Source organism: Streptomyces sp. SID8352, assembly GCF_009862265.1.
GTDB lineage: Bacteria > Actinomycetota > Actinomycetes > Streptomycetales > Streptomycetaceae > Streptomyces.
This window is the reverse complement of sequence record NZ_WWGX01000043.1, coordinates 237,502-250,039: the sequence shown is the minus strand read 5'-3', so window position 1 is coordinate 250,039 and position 12,538 is coordinate 237,502. Positions and strand designations below refer to the sequence as shown.

The window sequence follows — 12,538 nt, the reverse complement described above, 5'->3', positions numbered from 1 at the left end:
TGAAAAATTTCGCAATTGATTAGATGCTGTACTGGCCGTGCACGCGATCCGAGGTGGACACGGTCTTCGCCCACACCTCGTGCGGGGTGGACCGGGATGAGCCGGGTGGCGGAGCGGAGCAGAGCCGCCGTGCCCGTCGGTCGTGCGGGGCCGGGCCGGGTCGTCAGGGAAAGCCGAGGTCGCCGCCGGATGAGCACCGCAGTCAGCCGGGGGTGGGCCCGGATCGTCTCGTTGCTGCCCGGCAGGGCCGATCTCGCGGAGGTGCGGCGCGATCCGCGCCGCAACCTGCTCGCCGGTCTCACGGTCGCGGTCGTCGCGCTGCCGCTCGCGCTCGGCTTCGGCGTCTCCTCGGGGCTCGGCGCCGAGGCGGGCCTGGCGACCGCGGTGGTGGCGGGCGCGTGCGCGGCGGTGTTCGGCGGCTCGCGGCTCCAGGTCTCGGGGCCGACCGGCGCCATGACCGTGGTCCTCGTGCCCATCGTGGCCGAGTACGGACCGACGGGCGTCCTCACGGTGGGACTGATGGCGGGCGTGATCCTCGTCGCCCTCGCCCTGCTGCGGGCCGGGCGCTGCACCCAGTACATCCCGGCCCCCGTGGTCGAGGGCTTCACCCTCGGCATCGCCTGTGTGATCGGCCTCCAGCAGATACCGAACGCCCTCGGGGTGGCCGCGCCGGAGGGCGACCGGGTGCTCGTGGTGGCCTGGCGGGCGGTGGAGGCGTTCGCGGCGTCCCCGGACTGGACGGCGGCCGGGTTCGCGGTCGCCGTGGCCGCGGTGATGCTGGTGGGCGCGCGGATACGGCCCACGGTGCCCTTCTCGATCATCGCCGTGGCCGCCGCGACGGCCGCCGCCCAGCTCCCCCTCCTGGACTCCGTGCGCCCCATCGGGGACCTGCCGGCCGGGCTGCCCGCCCCCTCGCTGTCCTTCCTCGACCCGGCCGCCCTCGGAGGTCTGCTCACCCCGGCCCTGGCGGTGGCCGCCCTGGCCGCCCTGGAGTCCCTGCTCTCCGCGTCGGTCGCCGACGGCATGACCGTGGGACAGCGGCACGATCCGGACCGGGAACTGTTCGGCCAGGGCCTGGCCAACATCGCCGCCCCGCTCTTCGGCGGGGTCCCGGCGACCGGAGCCATCGCCCGCACCGCGGTCAACGTGCGCACCGGTGCCAGTTCCCGGCTCGCCGCCCTGTCCCACGCGGCCGTCCTCGCCGTGATCGTCTTCGCGGCGGCCCCGCTGGTCTCCAGGATCCCGCTGGCCGCGCTGGCCGGAGTGCTGCTGGCCACCGCCGTCCGCATGGTCGAGGTGGGCTCGCTGCGGGCGATAGCCGGGGCCACCCGCTCCGACGCCGTGGTCCTCGTCCTCACCGCCGCCGCGACCCTGGTCCTGGACCTGGTGTACGCCGTGGTCATCGGACTGGCGGTGGCCGGAGGCCTCGCGCTTCGCGCCGTGGCCCGGCAGGCCCGCTTCGACCGGGTGCCGCTGGACCGGGGCGACCACGACGCGGAGGAGCACGCGCTGCTGGCCGAGCACATCGTGGCGTACCGCATCGACGGACCGCTGTTCTTCGCCGCCGCGCACCGCTTCCTGCTGGAGCTGACCGAGGCCGCCGACATCCGGGTGGTCATCCTGCGCATGTCCCGGGTCTCGACGGTGGACGCCACCGGCGCCCTGGTCCTCAAGGACGCGGCGGAGAAGCTGCGGCGGCGCGGCATCCTGGTGCTCGCCTCCGGGATACGCCCCGAGCAGCGCGGGGTGCTGGCGTCGGTGGGCGCGCTGGAGGCGCTGTGCGCGGCGGGCCGGGAGTACGCCACCACCCCCGACGCGATCCGAGCCGCGCGCGAGCACCTGGAGACCCACGGCGTCCTCCCCGGCCCCCGTGAGCGCCCGCCGGGCCGGACGGACGACCCGGCCGAATCACCGGCGCCGTCGCCCTGAGGCACCCGGGGAAACCGGGGGCGCGACGGGGCGACGGGCCCGGCGTTCGGACCGCGCCCGTGCCGCCGCACGGCGGGCCGGCGGCACTGCGGTACATGGCGCGGCGGGCCGGCGGCACGGCGGCACTCCGGCACCGCGGGACGACCCGACGGTACGCCGGGCCGACTGGACGGCCGGACGGCCGGACGGCGGGACGGCGGGACGGCGGGACGGCCCGGCACGGCCCCGCACCTCGGCGGGGTTCCGGCGCTCGCGCGTCCCGTCCCCGCCGTCCCGGCGGCTCCCCCCGTCCCACGGCACCGGCGGCCCCGCCGTCCCCGGCGGAAACCCCGTTGCCCCCGTCCGCCGGAGGCCGCTAGGGTCGGCCGGGTGACTGCCGGGTCGGCCTTGGGCCATGTCGTCGTGGGGTTCCCGGCCCGGGCATGAGCGCCGGGCGGGCCAGAGCGCCGCCCCTCCCTCCTCGTCTTCGTGTTTCCCGCCCGCGTACGGGCGTTCCGTCCCACGGACCACAAGACCTGGAGACCATTCACCGATGTCCCCTTCGCGCCCCACCCCCGCCCCGGTCGAGTTGAACCACACCGTCGTCCACGCACGTGACCGGCGCGCCTCCGCCGAGTTCCTCGCCGCGGTCCTGGACCTCTCGGTCGGCGCGCCGTTCGGGCCGTTCCTGCCGGTCGTCCTCGGCAACGGCGTCACCCTCGACTACTACGAACTGTCCGACGGGCCGATCCAGTCGCAGCACTACGCCTTCCTCGTGCCCGACGAGCGGTTCGACGCGGTGCTCGCCCGGCTGGAGGGACTCGGGGTGACCCACTACGCCGATCCCGCGCACACCGAACCCGGCCGGATCAACCGCCTGTTCGGGGGTCGCGGCGCCTACTTCGACGACCCCGACGGCCACAACATGGAGGTCATCACCCACCCGTACGCCCGTTCCTGACCCGGCCCCGCCATCGCGTCGCACCCGGCCCGAACGGGCACGGACGGTCGGGTGCGACGCAGTGGCCGCCGCCCAGCGTGGTGATCACGAAAGAGCAAGGAGCGGGACGTGCTGGACCGCCATCAGTCACGGCAAGCACCGTTGCAGTACTGGCAAGCTCCCAGGAGCCGCCGCCCGGCCTCAGAAGACTGGCACGGCAGATTAAGCTGCGAACTCTCTGGATGACCCCCCGCTCGCTGGAGCGATGTCGCCGGGGTCTGTTCCTTCCAGGGCGTGCCCGGGGTGTCCGTGTCCCAGACCTGAACGAGATGAGCGAGAGCGTCGCGACGTGCTGGGTGTTGCGGGTCGCCGCGATGACGAGCGGCGCACAGCCCAGCAGCACGAGGCCGAGGCGGGCAGTCGCGAGCCAGAGCAACTTGCGTCAGCTGGACCGAACGGCTGGAGTGTCAGGTCGGTGAGATGCCCTTGGGGGTGGGTTCGTCCTCTCCCTACGCTGCTGCGACGCGGCGGGTGGCAACTTCCAACAGGCGGCCCATGCCGTCTGAGCCGTGCCCGTCCTTGGCCGCGTCTGTCAGAAGTGCCAGCAACAAGCGAGGGAGGCGGTCGTCAAGATCACTTGCATGGGTTGCCTCGAGCAAGTGATCGACTGCCGAGATGTGTATATCCAGGGAGGCATCGCTTCCGGGATACTCCCTTGAATCTGCCTGTGACGTGTACGCGGTGAGGAGTTCCAGGACTGCGGACATCCAGCGGACGGCGACAGGTGTGAAGTCTGTTGGCCTGATTCCGTTGACTGATGTCAGCGCCACTCCATGGCACCAAGCCGCTACGGTCGCGTACATCATCTCCAGCAGTGCAGTGTCGTAAAGACTGGCCAGCCCTGGTGCGGAGCCGAGATAAAGACTGTCGCCCAGGCAGGAGAGGAGCGGACCGACGCTTTCATAGGCAGAATACTGGCCACTGTAGAGGAACATTCTGTCACGCTGGCCAACGCCCTGCGGGAACGACATGATCGCGCCGTGAAGGAGAGTAACGTTGTGCTCCCGTGCCCACGCTGCGGCTTCTGATGCCTGTTGTGGCGAGCTAGAACTCACGTTCAATATGATGCGGCCTGCCAGGCTGTCCGTCACCCTACTCAAGATAGCGTGTGAGACTTTGTAGTCGGTGACACTGACTACTACTAGATGAGCTGAACGGACTGCCTGCTCCACGGTTTCGGCGCTTACTGCTCCCCGGTTTACCAGATCCCCTTCCTTGCCTGGCGTGCGATTCCAGATGACAGTCGCGTGCCCGGCACGCAGGAGATTATCCGCCAGGGCGGTCCCCATGTTGCCCAGCCCGAGGACAGCTACTCCTTGCGGATCTCCCTTTACTCCTGCCGTCGCCGGCTTGAATCCTTTTGCGCTCACGAGACTTCCTCCAGTTCTTTGCACCAGCGTTCATACATGACGGCCAACTCTGGGTCACGCGCACCAAGCCAGATGCGGAAGAGTTCTGGCAGAGCGTCGACCGATTCAAATCGTGGGCCCTCGAGGCGGAGGAAACACCAGTACGCATCCATAACGGCAAAGTAGAAGTCGGGCTTCTTCGATATGGATCCCAGATCCTGGTCCAAGTCCCAAACCAACTCCGGAGCACCCTCCAAGTGCATCGGATTCAAGTTCAGCAGAGAATCCTTTGTGCCGTCGAAGGTGATTCGCTCCGAAGGGGGATTGAAGTGACTGCTCCCCAGGGATAGCTGCAGGTCGTCGGTAGGGTCACACTTCACCCATCTATCAGATACCCACACCGCTGCGTAGAAGTGACACGAATCTTCATCGCACATGGCTTGAATTTGTGAGAACCAGACCGGGCCGAAATATTCCTTCGCATTAGCGGGCTGCCTGTAGAAAGCAGCCGGGATCCCGACGGACCGGAGCATGGCGACCAGGAGATTGGCCTTGTTTGAACAGCCGCCGCGACGGCTTTCCATGGTTTCCGATGCCTTATCAGCCCAGTCTCTCTTTATGGTCATCCGGATGCCGTCCTGAACCCAAGAGAAGAGGCGTGAAATTTTTTCTTCCACTGTCTCGGAGTCGCACGAGACCGAGATTGCAGTGGCCCGAACAGCCGGATGGTCTGCGTCGCAAAAAAGTGTTGCACGGAGGCTTTCGGGCGGAAGAGATACTGAACTCATATCCATTGCCTAGTCACCATCTTCAGTGGGCCGGGATCAGAGTTTCTTGTGGTCCTCAAGGGGGGTCTCATTTGTCCCATGACTGTAGGCAGGAACACGCGCTCTGCGCGACCGGAGGGCACAACAGCGATCTTCACCCACCCTGACTCCGAAGAGTGATATTGGAAGCCGCATCTCAACCGAACGCGATCCCTTGATTCCTGCTGGTCAGGCATGGTTTCGCTCGGGTTGAGGGAGGCATCGTGACGTCTTGTGTCAGCTTCATGGTCGAGGGGTGCGCGGTGGCGTCGGTGCTGGGAATGCTGGAGGAGCGAGAGGCGGCTGCCCGCGTGCGGGTGGAGGGCTTGCGGGAGGAAGTCGCGCAGTTGGCTGAGGTGTCGGAGGCCGCGGAGATCGAGCTGGACCGGCGGGTGATCGCACGGGAGGAACTGGTCGAGGCCCTGGCAGTCTCCTCGGCCGAGTCCACTGCCGTGACCACGACCGAAGCGGCGGGGAAACCGGCGCCGTCGCCCGCGCCGGTGCCGGGCTCGACGGTGCCGCCCTGGCGGGAAGGGCTGCCGGTGACGGTTCTGGCGCCGGACTACCAGCGAATTCTGGGCATGCTGGAACAGCAGCGATCCACGGGTCACGGGCCGCTTCGGGCCAAGGAGATCGCGGTGGAACTGGGTCTTGGGGCGACGCCGGCGAAGGCTGAGGGGCTGCGGTCGAAAGCCCGGCGCCTGGCGGAGCGCGGATGGCTCCTGCTGGAGGCATCGGGGGCCTTCAGTGCCGGCCGGCGGCCCGTGGCCGTGCCAGGCTCCGGCTCATCCGCGTGACCATCTACCACCGGATCATCGCTTCGCTGGTGGCGGGCAGGGTCTCGTAGTCCCGGGCCAGGCGGCGGGAGCTCATCAGCCATGCGAACGTGCGCTCTGCCACCCAGCGTCCGGGAAGCACCACGATTCCTGTGATGTCGTCGGTGCGCTTGACGATCTCCAAGGCCAGGGCGAGTTTGTCCCGGCACCGGCCGACGAGGCCGCCGGTGCAGCCGCCATCGGCCCGGACGAGTGTGATGTCGCGGTGCAGACGGCGCAGCCGGTTCAGCAGACCCGCCGCGGAGTCCCGGTCACCGATGTTCGCGGCGGTGACCGCGACGACCAGGAGCAGGCCCAGGGTGTCGGTCACGAGGTGCCGTTTGCGGCCCGGCACCTTCTTTCCGCCGCCGTAGCCACGTGAGGCGGCAGGCACCGGAGCCTCGGCCCGCACCGACTGCTCGTCGACGATCCCCGCAGTGGGCTCGGCCTCACGGCCCTCGCGTTCACGGACCTTCCCGCGCAGCCTGTCGTGGAACTCGGCGATCAGCCCGTGCTCGCGCCAGCGGCGGAAGAAGGCGTAGACCCGACCCCAGCCGGGGAAGTCCGCGGGCATCGCCCGCCACGAGATCCCGCTCGCGACCAGGTAGCGGACCGCGCCCAGCAGTCGGCGGTGGCAGTAGCCCTCAGGCCGTCCGCCCCGCCCCTGAAGCCAGACCGGCACCGGCGGCAACGGCCGTACTGCCGCCCACTCCGCGTTCGTCATGTCCGACGGATACCGGCGCACCCGGTCGGGATGGCCGGCCGCGTTGCCGTATACGTGCGCGAGGCAATCACACGATGGAGCCGCCCAGTTGAAGTCAACAGGACCGGGCGCGTACAACAACGACAACCGGGCCTCCGGGAACCGCCCGGAACGGGATCGCACCCCCGAGCTACCAGGAGACCCTGCCTTCATGCAGGTACCGCCGGAAGATCACCCGACCGGGAACTCCGGTCGATCCCCACGTTCCAAGATCGGTCGAGATACGGCTTCTCACACCTGCTCAGTGGATCTCCCACATCATGTGGCGCCTGAGCTGCGGGACCGGTCAGCCCCCTACGCCTCGTTACAGTGCGCCAGGCCGTTCAGGATGAGGGCGAGGCCGGCCTCGAACGCCGACTCGTGATCGATCACCGGCACGTCAGCCGGTAGATCCGGACTGTCCCCGGGGTCGCTGTCCGCCTGCTCTTCCAGGACACTGCCGACCGTGAAGCGGCCGGCCGCCAGCATCGCCATCTGCGCGTCCCGCTCGGGCACGCCGGAGGCGACGAGGAAGTCCATCTTGCGACGGATCCGGTCGAGGTCACCGGTCGGGGTGCTGCCGGCGTGGAGCCGTGCGCCGTCCCGGCGCATCAGCAGCGTGTGTCTGAAGCTGCGTGTGTTGTCCAGGAACCAGTCGCGCCAGTCGTCGTGGGGCGTCGGCAGTGGTGCGGTCGCATGGGGTGTCATCGCCGCCGCCGCCATGGCGGCGAGGAGGTCCTTCTTGGTGCGGAAGTACCAGTAGAGCGAAGGCTGCTCCACGTTCAGTCGCTTCGCCAGCCGTCTTGTGCTGACGGCGTCCAGCCCGACCTCGTCGAGCAGGCCGAGCGCCTCGGCGATGACGGTCTCGCGGTTCATCTTGGTCACGTTGACAATCTATCGCCGATAGATGACTCTGGAAAGAAATCATTCACCGATAGATTTTGGGGGGATGGGCATGGCGAAGGAATCGGTATCGCGGCTCCTGCGGGTTCTCGTCGCCGGCGGCGGGGTCGCGGGGCAGGCTCTGGCCTTCTGGCTTACGCGGGGCGGCCACCGGGTGACCGTCGCCGAACGCTTCCCGGCGCTGCGGGCCACCGGCGCGCAGGTCGACCTCCGAGGGCAGGGCATCGAGGCCGTCAGGCGAATGGGGCTTCTCGACACCGTCCGCGGCAAGCTCGTGGACGAGGCGGGCGTCGCCTTCGTCGGCGCCGACGGCAAGGCCAGGGCGACGATCCCGGCCAACACCTCCGGACGGGGCCGGCAGACCCTCACTTCCGAGTACGAGATCATGCGCGGCGACCTGGTGCGCATCCTGCACGATGCGGCGAGGGACGACACCGAGTACGTTTTCGGTAGGAGCGTGGACGGCTTCGAGCAGGACGAACACAAGGTCGTCGCGCACTTCTCCGACGGCTCCTCCGGTGAATTCGACCTCCTGGTTGGCGCGGACGGGCAGGGGTCACGCATCCGGCGGACAGTTCTCCCGGAGGCCTTCGACCCGTACTGGCGGGTCGGCATCCACATGGCCTACTGGTTCGTTCCTCGCATCGCGTCCGACAGCAACATCCGGGACACCTACATGGCCCCGGGCGGCCGTCAGATCATGCGGCGCAGCCACAACCCGACCGAGACCCAGGTGTACTTCGTCATACGGGAGGAATCCGGTGAAGCCTCGGCGATCCACCGGGCGCCCGTCGAACACCAGCAGGAGTTCTGGGCGAGCAGGTTCCGCGACGCCGGCTGGCAGACCGAGCGCTTCATCGAGGGCATGAGGACAAGCCCGTTCTTCTACTCCCAGGAGATCGCCCAGGTCCGCACCGACACCTGGTCCAAGGGTCGAGTGGTCCTGGCCGGTGACGCCGCGCACTGCACCTCCCCCTACAGCGGCATGGGAGTCTCCGGCGGCCTGGTCGGCGCCCACGTCCTGGCCGGCGAGATCAACCGCCACCCGGGCGACCTGCCGACCGCGCTGGCGAACTACGACAGCGTGCTGCGGCCCTTCGTCAACAAGATCCAGGGCGAGGTGAATCCGCGCCTCCTGCGCCTGGGCATGCCGATGACCCGGCGTGCGATCGACGCCTTCCAGGCCGCCACCGCGCTGGCCTGCTTCCTGCGCGTCCCCGGCATCGCCGCGCGCCTTTCGAAGCAGGACCGCGGCGGTAACTGGCAGCTTCCCCAGGACCCGGCACCGATCAGCGCCTCCTGAGTGGTCGTCAAGTCCGACTTCCCTTCGTTCGTGATCGCTCGATCGTGGCATTGATCGCGGCCCGGGCTGCTCGGTGGGCATGTCCATGTAAAGATGCGGGGCGTGGTGAGAGAGCCGTATCTCAGCGACTTGCCGGATGGGCAATGGGCGTTGATCGAGCCGGTGATCACGGCCTGGAAGCAGGGCCGGGTGGCGCGGTCGGCGACCGTAGATCCCGGGTCCTGCGACTTGGGGGAGGCCGTGAACGCGATCTTCCATCCCCGACCGCGCCGCCCGACTCGCCGCCGCGGCCCGCGGCACCGACCCGCGGACCGACGTCCGACCACGCGTGATCGCCGACCACATCCGCACCGGCCTGACGCTGCTCGCCGACGGACCCCCTCCCGGCGACGGCAGCCGCGGCCACGTGCCGCGCCGCATCATCCGCCGTGCCGTGCGTTCCATGTGCCGGCTCGGCCACCACGAGCCCGCCCTGCCCGAACTCCTGGGCGTGGCGCGGGACCCACGTGCCCACCGGCCTCCCCGAGGTGGCGGACGGCCACCCGGATCCTCGACCGCTCCCAGGCCGAGGAGGATGCCTTGCCGCGAGCGCGTCCGTGGTTCCTCCTCCGCAGGTCTTCCTCGTCTCCTGAACGAGGAGGTACCGGACGGCTCGCCCGAACACGCCGGATGCCTGAGACGTGCTTCCGGAAGGCGCAGACGTTGCCGGTGTGTGTCAGACCGAGGCAGAACTGCATACCCAGAGGCGGTGGTCCCAGCCGATGTCGTAGCTGGCGTGTGTGGTGAGACCTGCCGTCCGGGTCAGTTCCGTCACCCGTTCCGCACTCCTGATGCCCGATCCGAAGGCACACTTCAGACGCAGATGGTGCAGGACCGCGTCGATGTCGTCGGGGTCCTCGGGAACCGTCCGCTCCACGACGAGCAGGTGCTGGTTCCTCGTGAGCCCTGCCGCGGCCTCACCCAGGACATGGGCCGCGTCCTCGTCGGGGAGCCATTCGAGCCGACGGCACATCAGATGCGGCCGCTCCTCTCCGGATCGGCCGGCTCCGTCGGCAGTCAGCTCCACCCTGGGCAGGATGTCGGTGTCGAGGATCTCGTCCCTGAGCACGCGCAGTACGGAGGGCAGCGCACCGATCCGGGCACTCAGCTGCGGGAACGCCTTCAGGAGCGCGTTGACGACGGTGCCGCAGCCCGGACCGCTCGCGTTCAGGGAGCTGACGGCGGACCACGGGTATACGCGCAGTACTCCGGGGGCGATCCAGCGAGCCTCTTCCTCGACGGTCCTCCGGGCGGTTCCGGCCAGGCGGGTGTCGGAGGTCATTGCGGTGGCCAGGGTCTCACCGCCGAAGGTGCGGTATCCGGCCTCACCGGTGCGCAAGGTGTGCAGCAGTCCGCTGAGAGAGGCGTCGAACGCCGCCTGGGCTCCACCGAGATGGTATTCGTCGGCGGAGTGGTCGTCCTCGACGAGTTCCTCGCTGATCGGAGTCAGACGGTATCCGTCACCGTCCGTGGCGAGGAGACCGATCGAGGCCAGATAGATCAGCAGTGCGGTCAGGGTGGAAGGGTCGGCGCCGGTTCGGTCGGTCAGAGTGGGCAGGTCGTGTACGCCCGTGCCCACGAGTTCGAACAGGCCGAGCGTGACGGCGGCGCGAATGGCGTACCCGGGGGCGAGATCGGTGAGTTCATGAAGCCGCTCGTGGGCATCGTTCTCCTCCTCGACGGCGGCGGCGCCGGGCACGGGTTCGGTGCGGCGCCAGTAGCCGGTGATGTGTGTGTACTCGCGCGGCACCTGGCGTTCGGCGACGAGGTGACGGCGGATGCCCTTGAGGGCACCCGCCTCACCGGCGGCCCAGGCGAATACGGTGCCGGGCAGCCATTCCATGTCTCGCACGGCCTGTTCGAGCAGGTCGGTGGTACCCGCGGGGGCACCGTCGCGGGAGAGCCAGACGATGTCTGCGTCGGCCCGGGTGGGCAGGTCCTGGCGGTGGCTGTCCTGGCCGATCTCGATGAACACCTTGGCCCGGGTGCCCTCGGGCATCTCCGCGAGCCATCGGCCGATGGCCGGCAGTGCGGTCTCGTCGCCGACGGCCAGGATCCAGTCGGAGCCCTCCGGGTGGCCGTGGGACATCTTGGGTCCGGCGATCCAGGCACTCTCGCCGGGTTTGACCTGCTCCGCCCAGGTGGCGGCGACGCCGCCCTCGTGCCGTACGAAGTCGAAGTCGATCTCGCCCGTCTCGGAGTCGTGCCGGACAGGTGTGTAGTCCTTTGCCACGGGCCGGCCGTCGGTGGGCCAGTCCAGGCTGGAGACGTTCTGCCGAGGCAGGACCAGGTGGCCGGTCTCGTCGGTGAAGAAGAACTTCACATGGTCGTCGAATCCCTCGGTGCGCAGCGCGGGCAGGTCGAGGTCGTCGCGGGTGAAGCCACGCAACTGCTCGCCGCCGAGAGTCACTCGGCGCATGCCCGGGGTGATGTTCTCCGTGCGCAGGACCGTCAGTTCCCGGATGACGATGGGGAAGGTGACCACCGGGCGGGGGTTGCGGGTGGGCATGGTGATGCTGCTCCTTCATACTGCGGCCCCTCGGGGGCCGGGGCGCTGGACGGACGGCACGCCGGGCCGGGGGATCCGGTTCAGCGCCCCCGGCCGGGAGGGTGGCGGAGTGGTTGCACTACTTGCCGGCGACGGCGTCGGCCAGGATGGGCGTCAGCTTCTCGACCACCCAGGGCGAGGTGAGCGCGTCCGGGTAGGCGACGGCGGAGGAGAGGGTGTTCTCCGAGGGCACGACGGCGTAGTGCTTGTTCCTGACCACGACGAGGGACTTGAAGACCTTGTTCTTCTCGAGCTCCGAGGCGGAGAGCAGGCCGTTGTCCCCGAACGGATAGGTGATCAGCAAAACGTCGGCCTCCAGTTCGTCGAGGTTCTCCAGGCTGACGGCGTTCTTCTCGGCGGTGTAGTTCTTCGCCTTGTCCGTCTTGCGCAGGCCGAGTTCCTCGAAGACGCCCGGGTCCTGGTCGGCGTAGGACATGAAGGTGATCTGCTCGGGGTGGACGACCGCGTAGGTGTACGTCTTACCCTGGAACTCGGGGTGCGCGGCGGCCGCGTCGGCGGTGGCCTTCTTGTTGGCGGCGATGACCGCCTCAGCCTTCTCGTTCAGACCGAGAGCCTTGGCGGCGGTCTTCAGCCGCTCCTGCCAGGTGAGGGTGTCGGCATGCTTCTTGTCGGTGTACGTGACAACCGGGGCGATGGGCTTGAGCTTGGCGTAGTCGGTCTCCATCGACCAGGTGTTCATCCCGAGGATGATGTCGGGGGCAGCCTCGGCGATGGCCTCGTAGTTGGTGCCGTCGGTGTCGTCGTACAGCTTGAGCGTGCCGGCACCGAGCTTGTCCAGGACCCGCTGCTTGTATTCGGGGACGGGTCCGCCGTCCTCCGCGTCCGGGGTGATCACAGGCACGATGCCGAGGGCGAGAGCGATGTCGGTGTCTCCGTCGGAGACCGTGGCGATCCTGACGGGCTTCTTCTCGACCTCCGCCCTGCCCCACGCGTTGGTGAGGGACACCGGGAAGGCGCCGGCGCCAGCCGCCGGACTGCCGTCCTTGGCCTCGTCCCCGCTGTCGTCGGAGCCGCAGCCGGTGGCGAGCGCGAGACAGGCAGTGGCGGCCAGCAGCACACGAGCGGCGGCACGGCGGCCGGTGGGACTTGCGAGGCGGTTCATGT

10 protein-coding genes and 2 pseudogenes are annotated in these 12,538 nt (G+C 68.9%); 6 read left to right on the top strand and 6 right to left on the bottom strand.

The genetic code is table 11. From position 1 onward, the window contains the following. The first annotated feature begins 189 nt into the window (after positions 1 to 189). Both GTY84_RS15480 and GTY84_RS15475 read left to right on the top strand, forming a co-directional pair. Positions 190 to 1,929 carry a SulP family inorganic anion transporter gene (locus GTY84_RS15480; RefSeq protein WP_161226835.1) on the top strand — a complete coding sequence of 580 codons (1,740 nt, stop codon included), beginning with the start codon at positions 190 to 192 and terminating at the stop codon, positions 1,927 to 1,929. Positions 1,930 to 2,461: 532 nt separating this feature from the next. Further along, a complete protein-coding gene (locus GTY84_RS15475) occupies positions 2,462 to 2,869 on the top strand; it encodes a VOC family protein (protein WP_161226834.1) in 408 nt (135 codons plus the stop codon). Between the two features lie 488 nt (positions 2,870 to 3,357). On the opposite strand, the gene GTY84_RS15470 is transcribed toward GTY84_RS15475, so the two are convergent. Then, on the bottom strand, positions 3,358 to 4,278 hold the full coding sequence (locus tag GTY84_RS15470) for an NAD(P)-binding domain-containing protein (RefSeq protein WP_161226833.1): 921 nt from the start codon (positions 4,276 to 4,278) through the stop codon (positions 3,358 to 3,360). Continuing rightward, on the bottom strand, positions 4,275 to 5,045 hold the full coding sequence (locus tag GTY84_RS15465) for a transglutaminase-like domain-containing protein (protein ID WP_161226832.1): 771 nt from the start codon (positions 5,043 to 5,045) through the stop codon (positions 4,275 to 4,277). The genes GTY84_RS15470 and GTY84_RS15465 overlap by 4 nt, the downstream gene beginning before the upstream one ends. A gap of 239 nt (positions 5,046 to 5,284) precedes the next feature. On the opposite strand from GTY84_RS15465, the gene GTY84_RS15460 reads away from it, so the two are divergent. Further along, complete coding sequence (locus tag GTY84_RS15460) at positions 5,285 to 5,860, top strand: hypothetical protein (protein WP_345943452.1); 576 nt, start codon at positions 5,285 to 5,287, stop codon at positions 5,858 to 5,860. Between the two features lie 4 nt (positions 5,861 to 5,864). Here GTY84_RS15460 and GTY84_RS15455 read toward each other — a convergent pair whose 3' ends face one another. Both GTY84_RS15455 and GTY84_RS15450 read right to left on the bottom strand, forming a co-directional pair. Continuing rightward, positions 5,865 to 6,602, bottom strand: a complete 738-nt coding sequence (locus tag GTY84_RS15455; RefSeq protein ID WP_161226831.1) for an IS5 family transposase — start codon at positions 6,600 to 6,602, stop codon at positions 5,865 to 5,867. A 333-nt stretch (positions 6,603 to 6,935) separates the two neighbouring features. Then, positions 6,936 to 7,496 (bottom strand): TetR/AcrR family transcriptional regulator C-terminal domain-containing protein, encoded by a 561-nt coding sequence (locus tag GTY84_RS15450; protein ID WP_202551183.1) that lies wholly within the window; start codon positions 7,494 to 7,496, stop codon positions 6,936 to 6,938. Between the two features lie 79 nt (positions 7,497 to 7,575). Here GTY84_RS15450 and GTY84_RS15445 point away from each other — a divergent pair, with 79 nt between their 5' ends. The 3 genes and pseudogenes from GTY84_RS15445 to GTY84_RS33870 form a co-directional block, all read left to right on the top strand. After that, a complete protein-coding gene (locus GTY84_RS15445; RefSeq protein WP_161226829.1) occupies positions 7,576 to 8,826 on the top strand; it encodes an FAD-dependent monooxygenase in 1,251 nt (416 codons plus the stop codon). Positions 8,827 to 8,928: 102 nt separating this feature from the next. Beyond that, positions 8,929 to 9,084: pseudogene (locus GTY84_RS34960) on the top strand (IS5/IS1182 family transposase); the annotation flags it as partial. A 70-nt stretch (positions 9,085 to 9,154) separates the two neighbouring features. Continuing rightward, a pseudogene (locus GTY84_RS33870) lies at positions 9,155 to 9,256 on the top strand (alanine--tRNA ligase-related protein); the annotation flags it as partial. Between the two features lie 285 nt (positions 9,257 to 9,541). On the opposite strand, the gene GTY84_RS15435 reads toward GTY84_RS33870, so the two are convergent. Both GTY84_RS15435 and GTY84_RS15430 read right to left on the bottom strand, forming a co-directional pair. Continuing rightward, entirely contained in the window at positions 9,542 to 11,374 is a 1,833-nt protein-coding gene (locus tag GTY84_RS15435) for a siderophore-interacting protein (RefSeq protein ID WP_161226828.1), read from the bottom strand. Positions 11,375 to 11,492: 118 nt separating this feature from the next. Further along, positions 11,493 to 12,536 carry an ABC transporter substrate-binding protein gene (locus tag GTY84_RS15430; protein ID WP_161226827.1) on the bottom strand — a complete coding sequence of 348 codons (1,044 nt, stop codon included), beginning with the start codon at positions 12,534 to 12,536 and terminating at the stop codon, positions 11,493 to 11,495. Between the last annotated feature and the right edge of the window lie 2 nt (positions 12,537 to 12,538).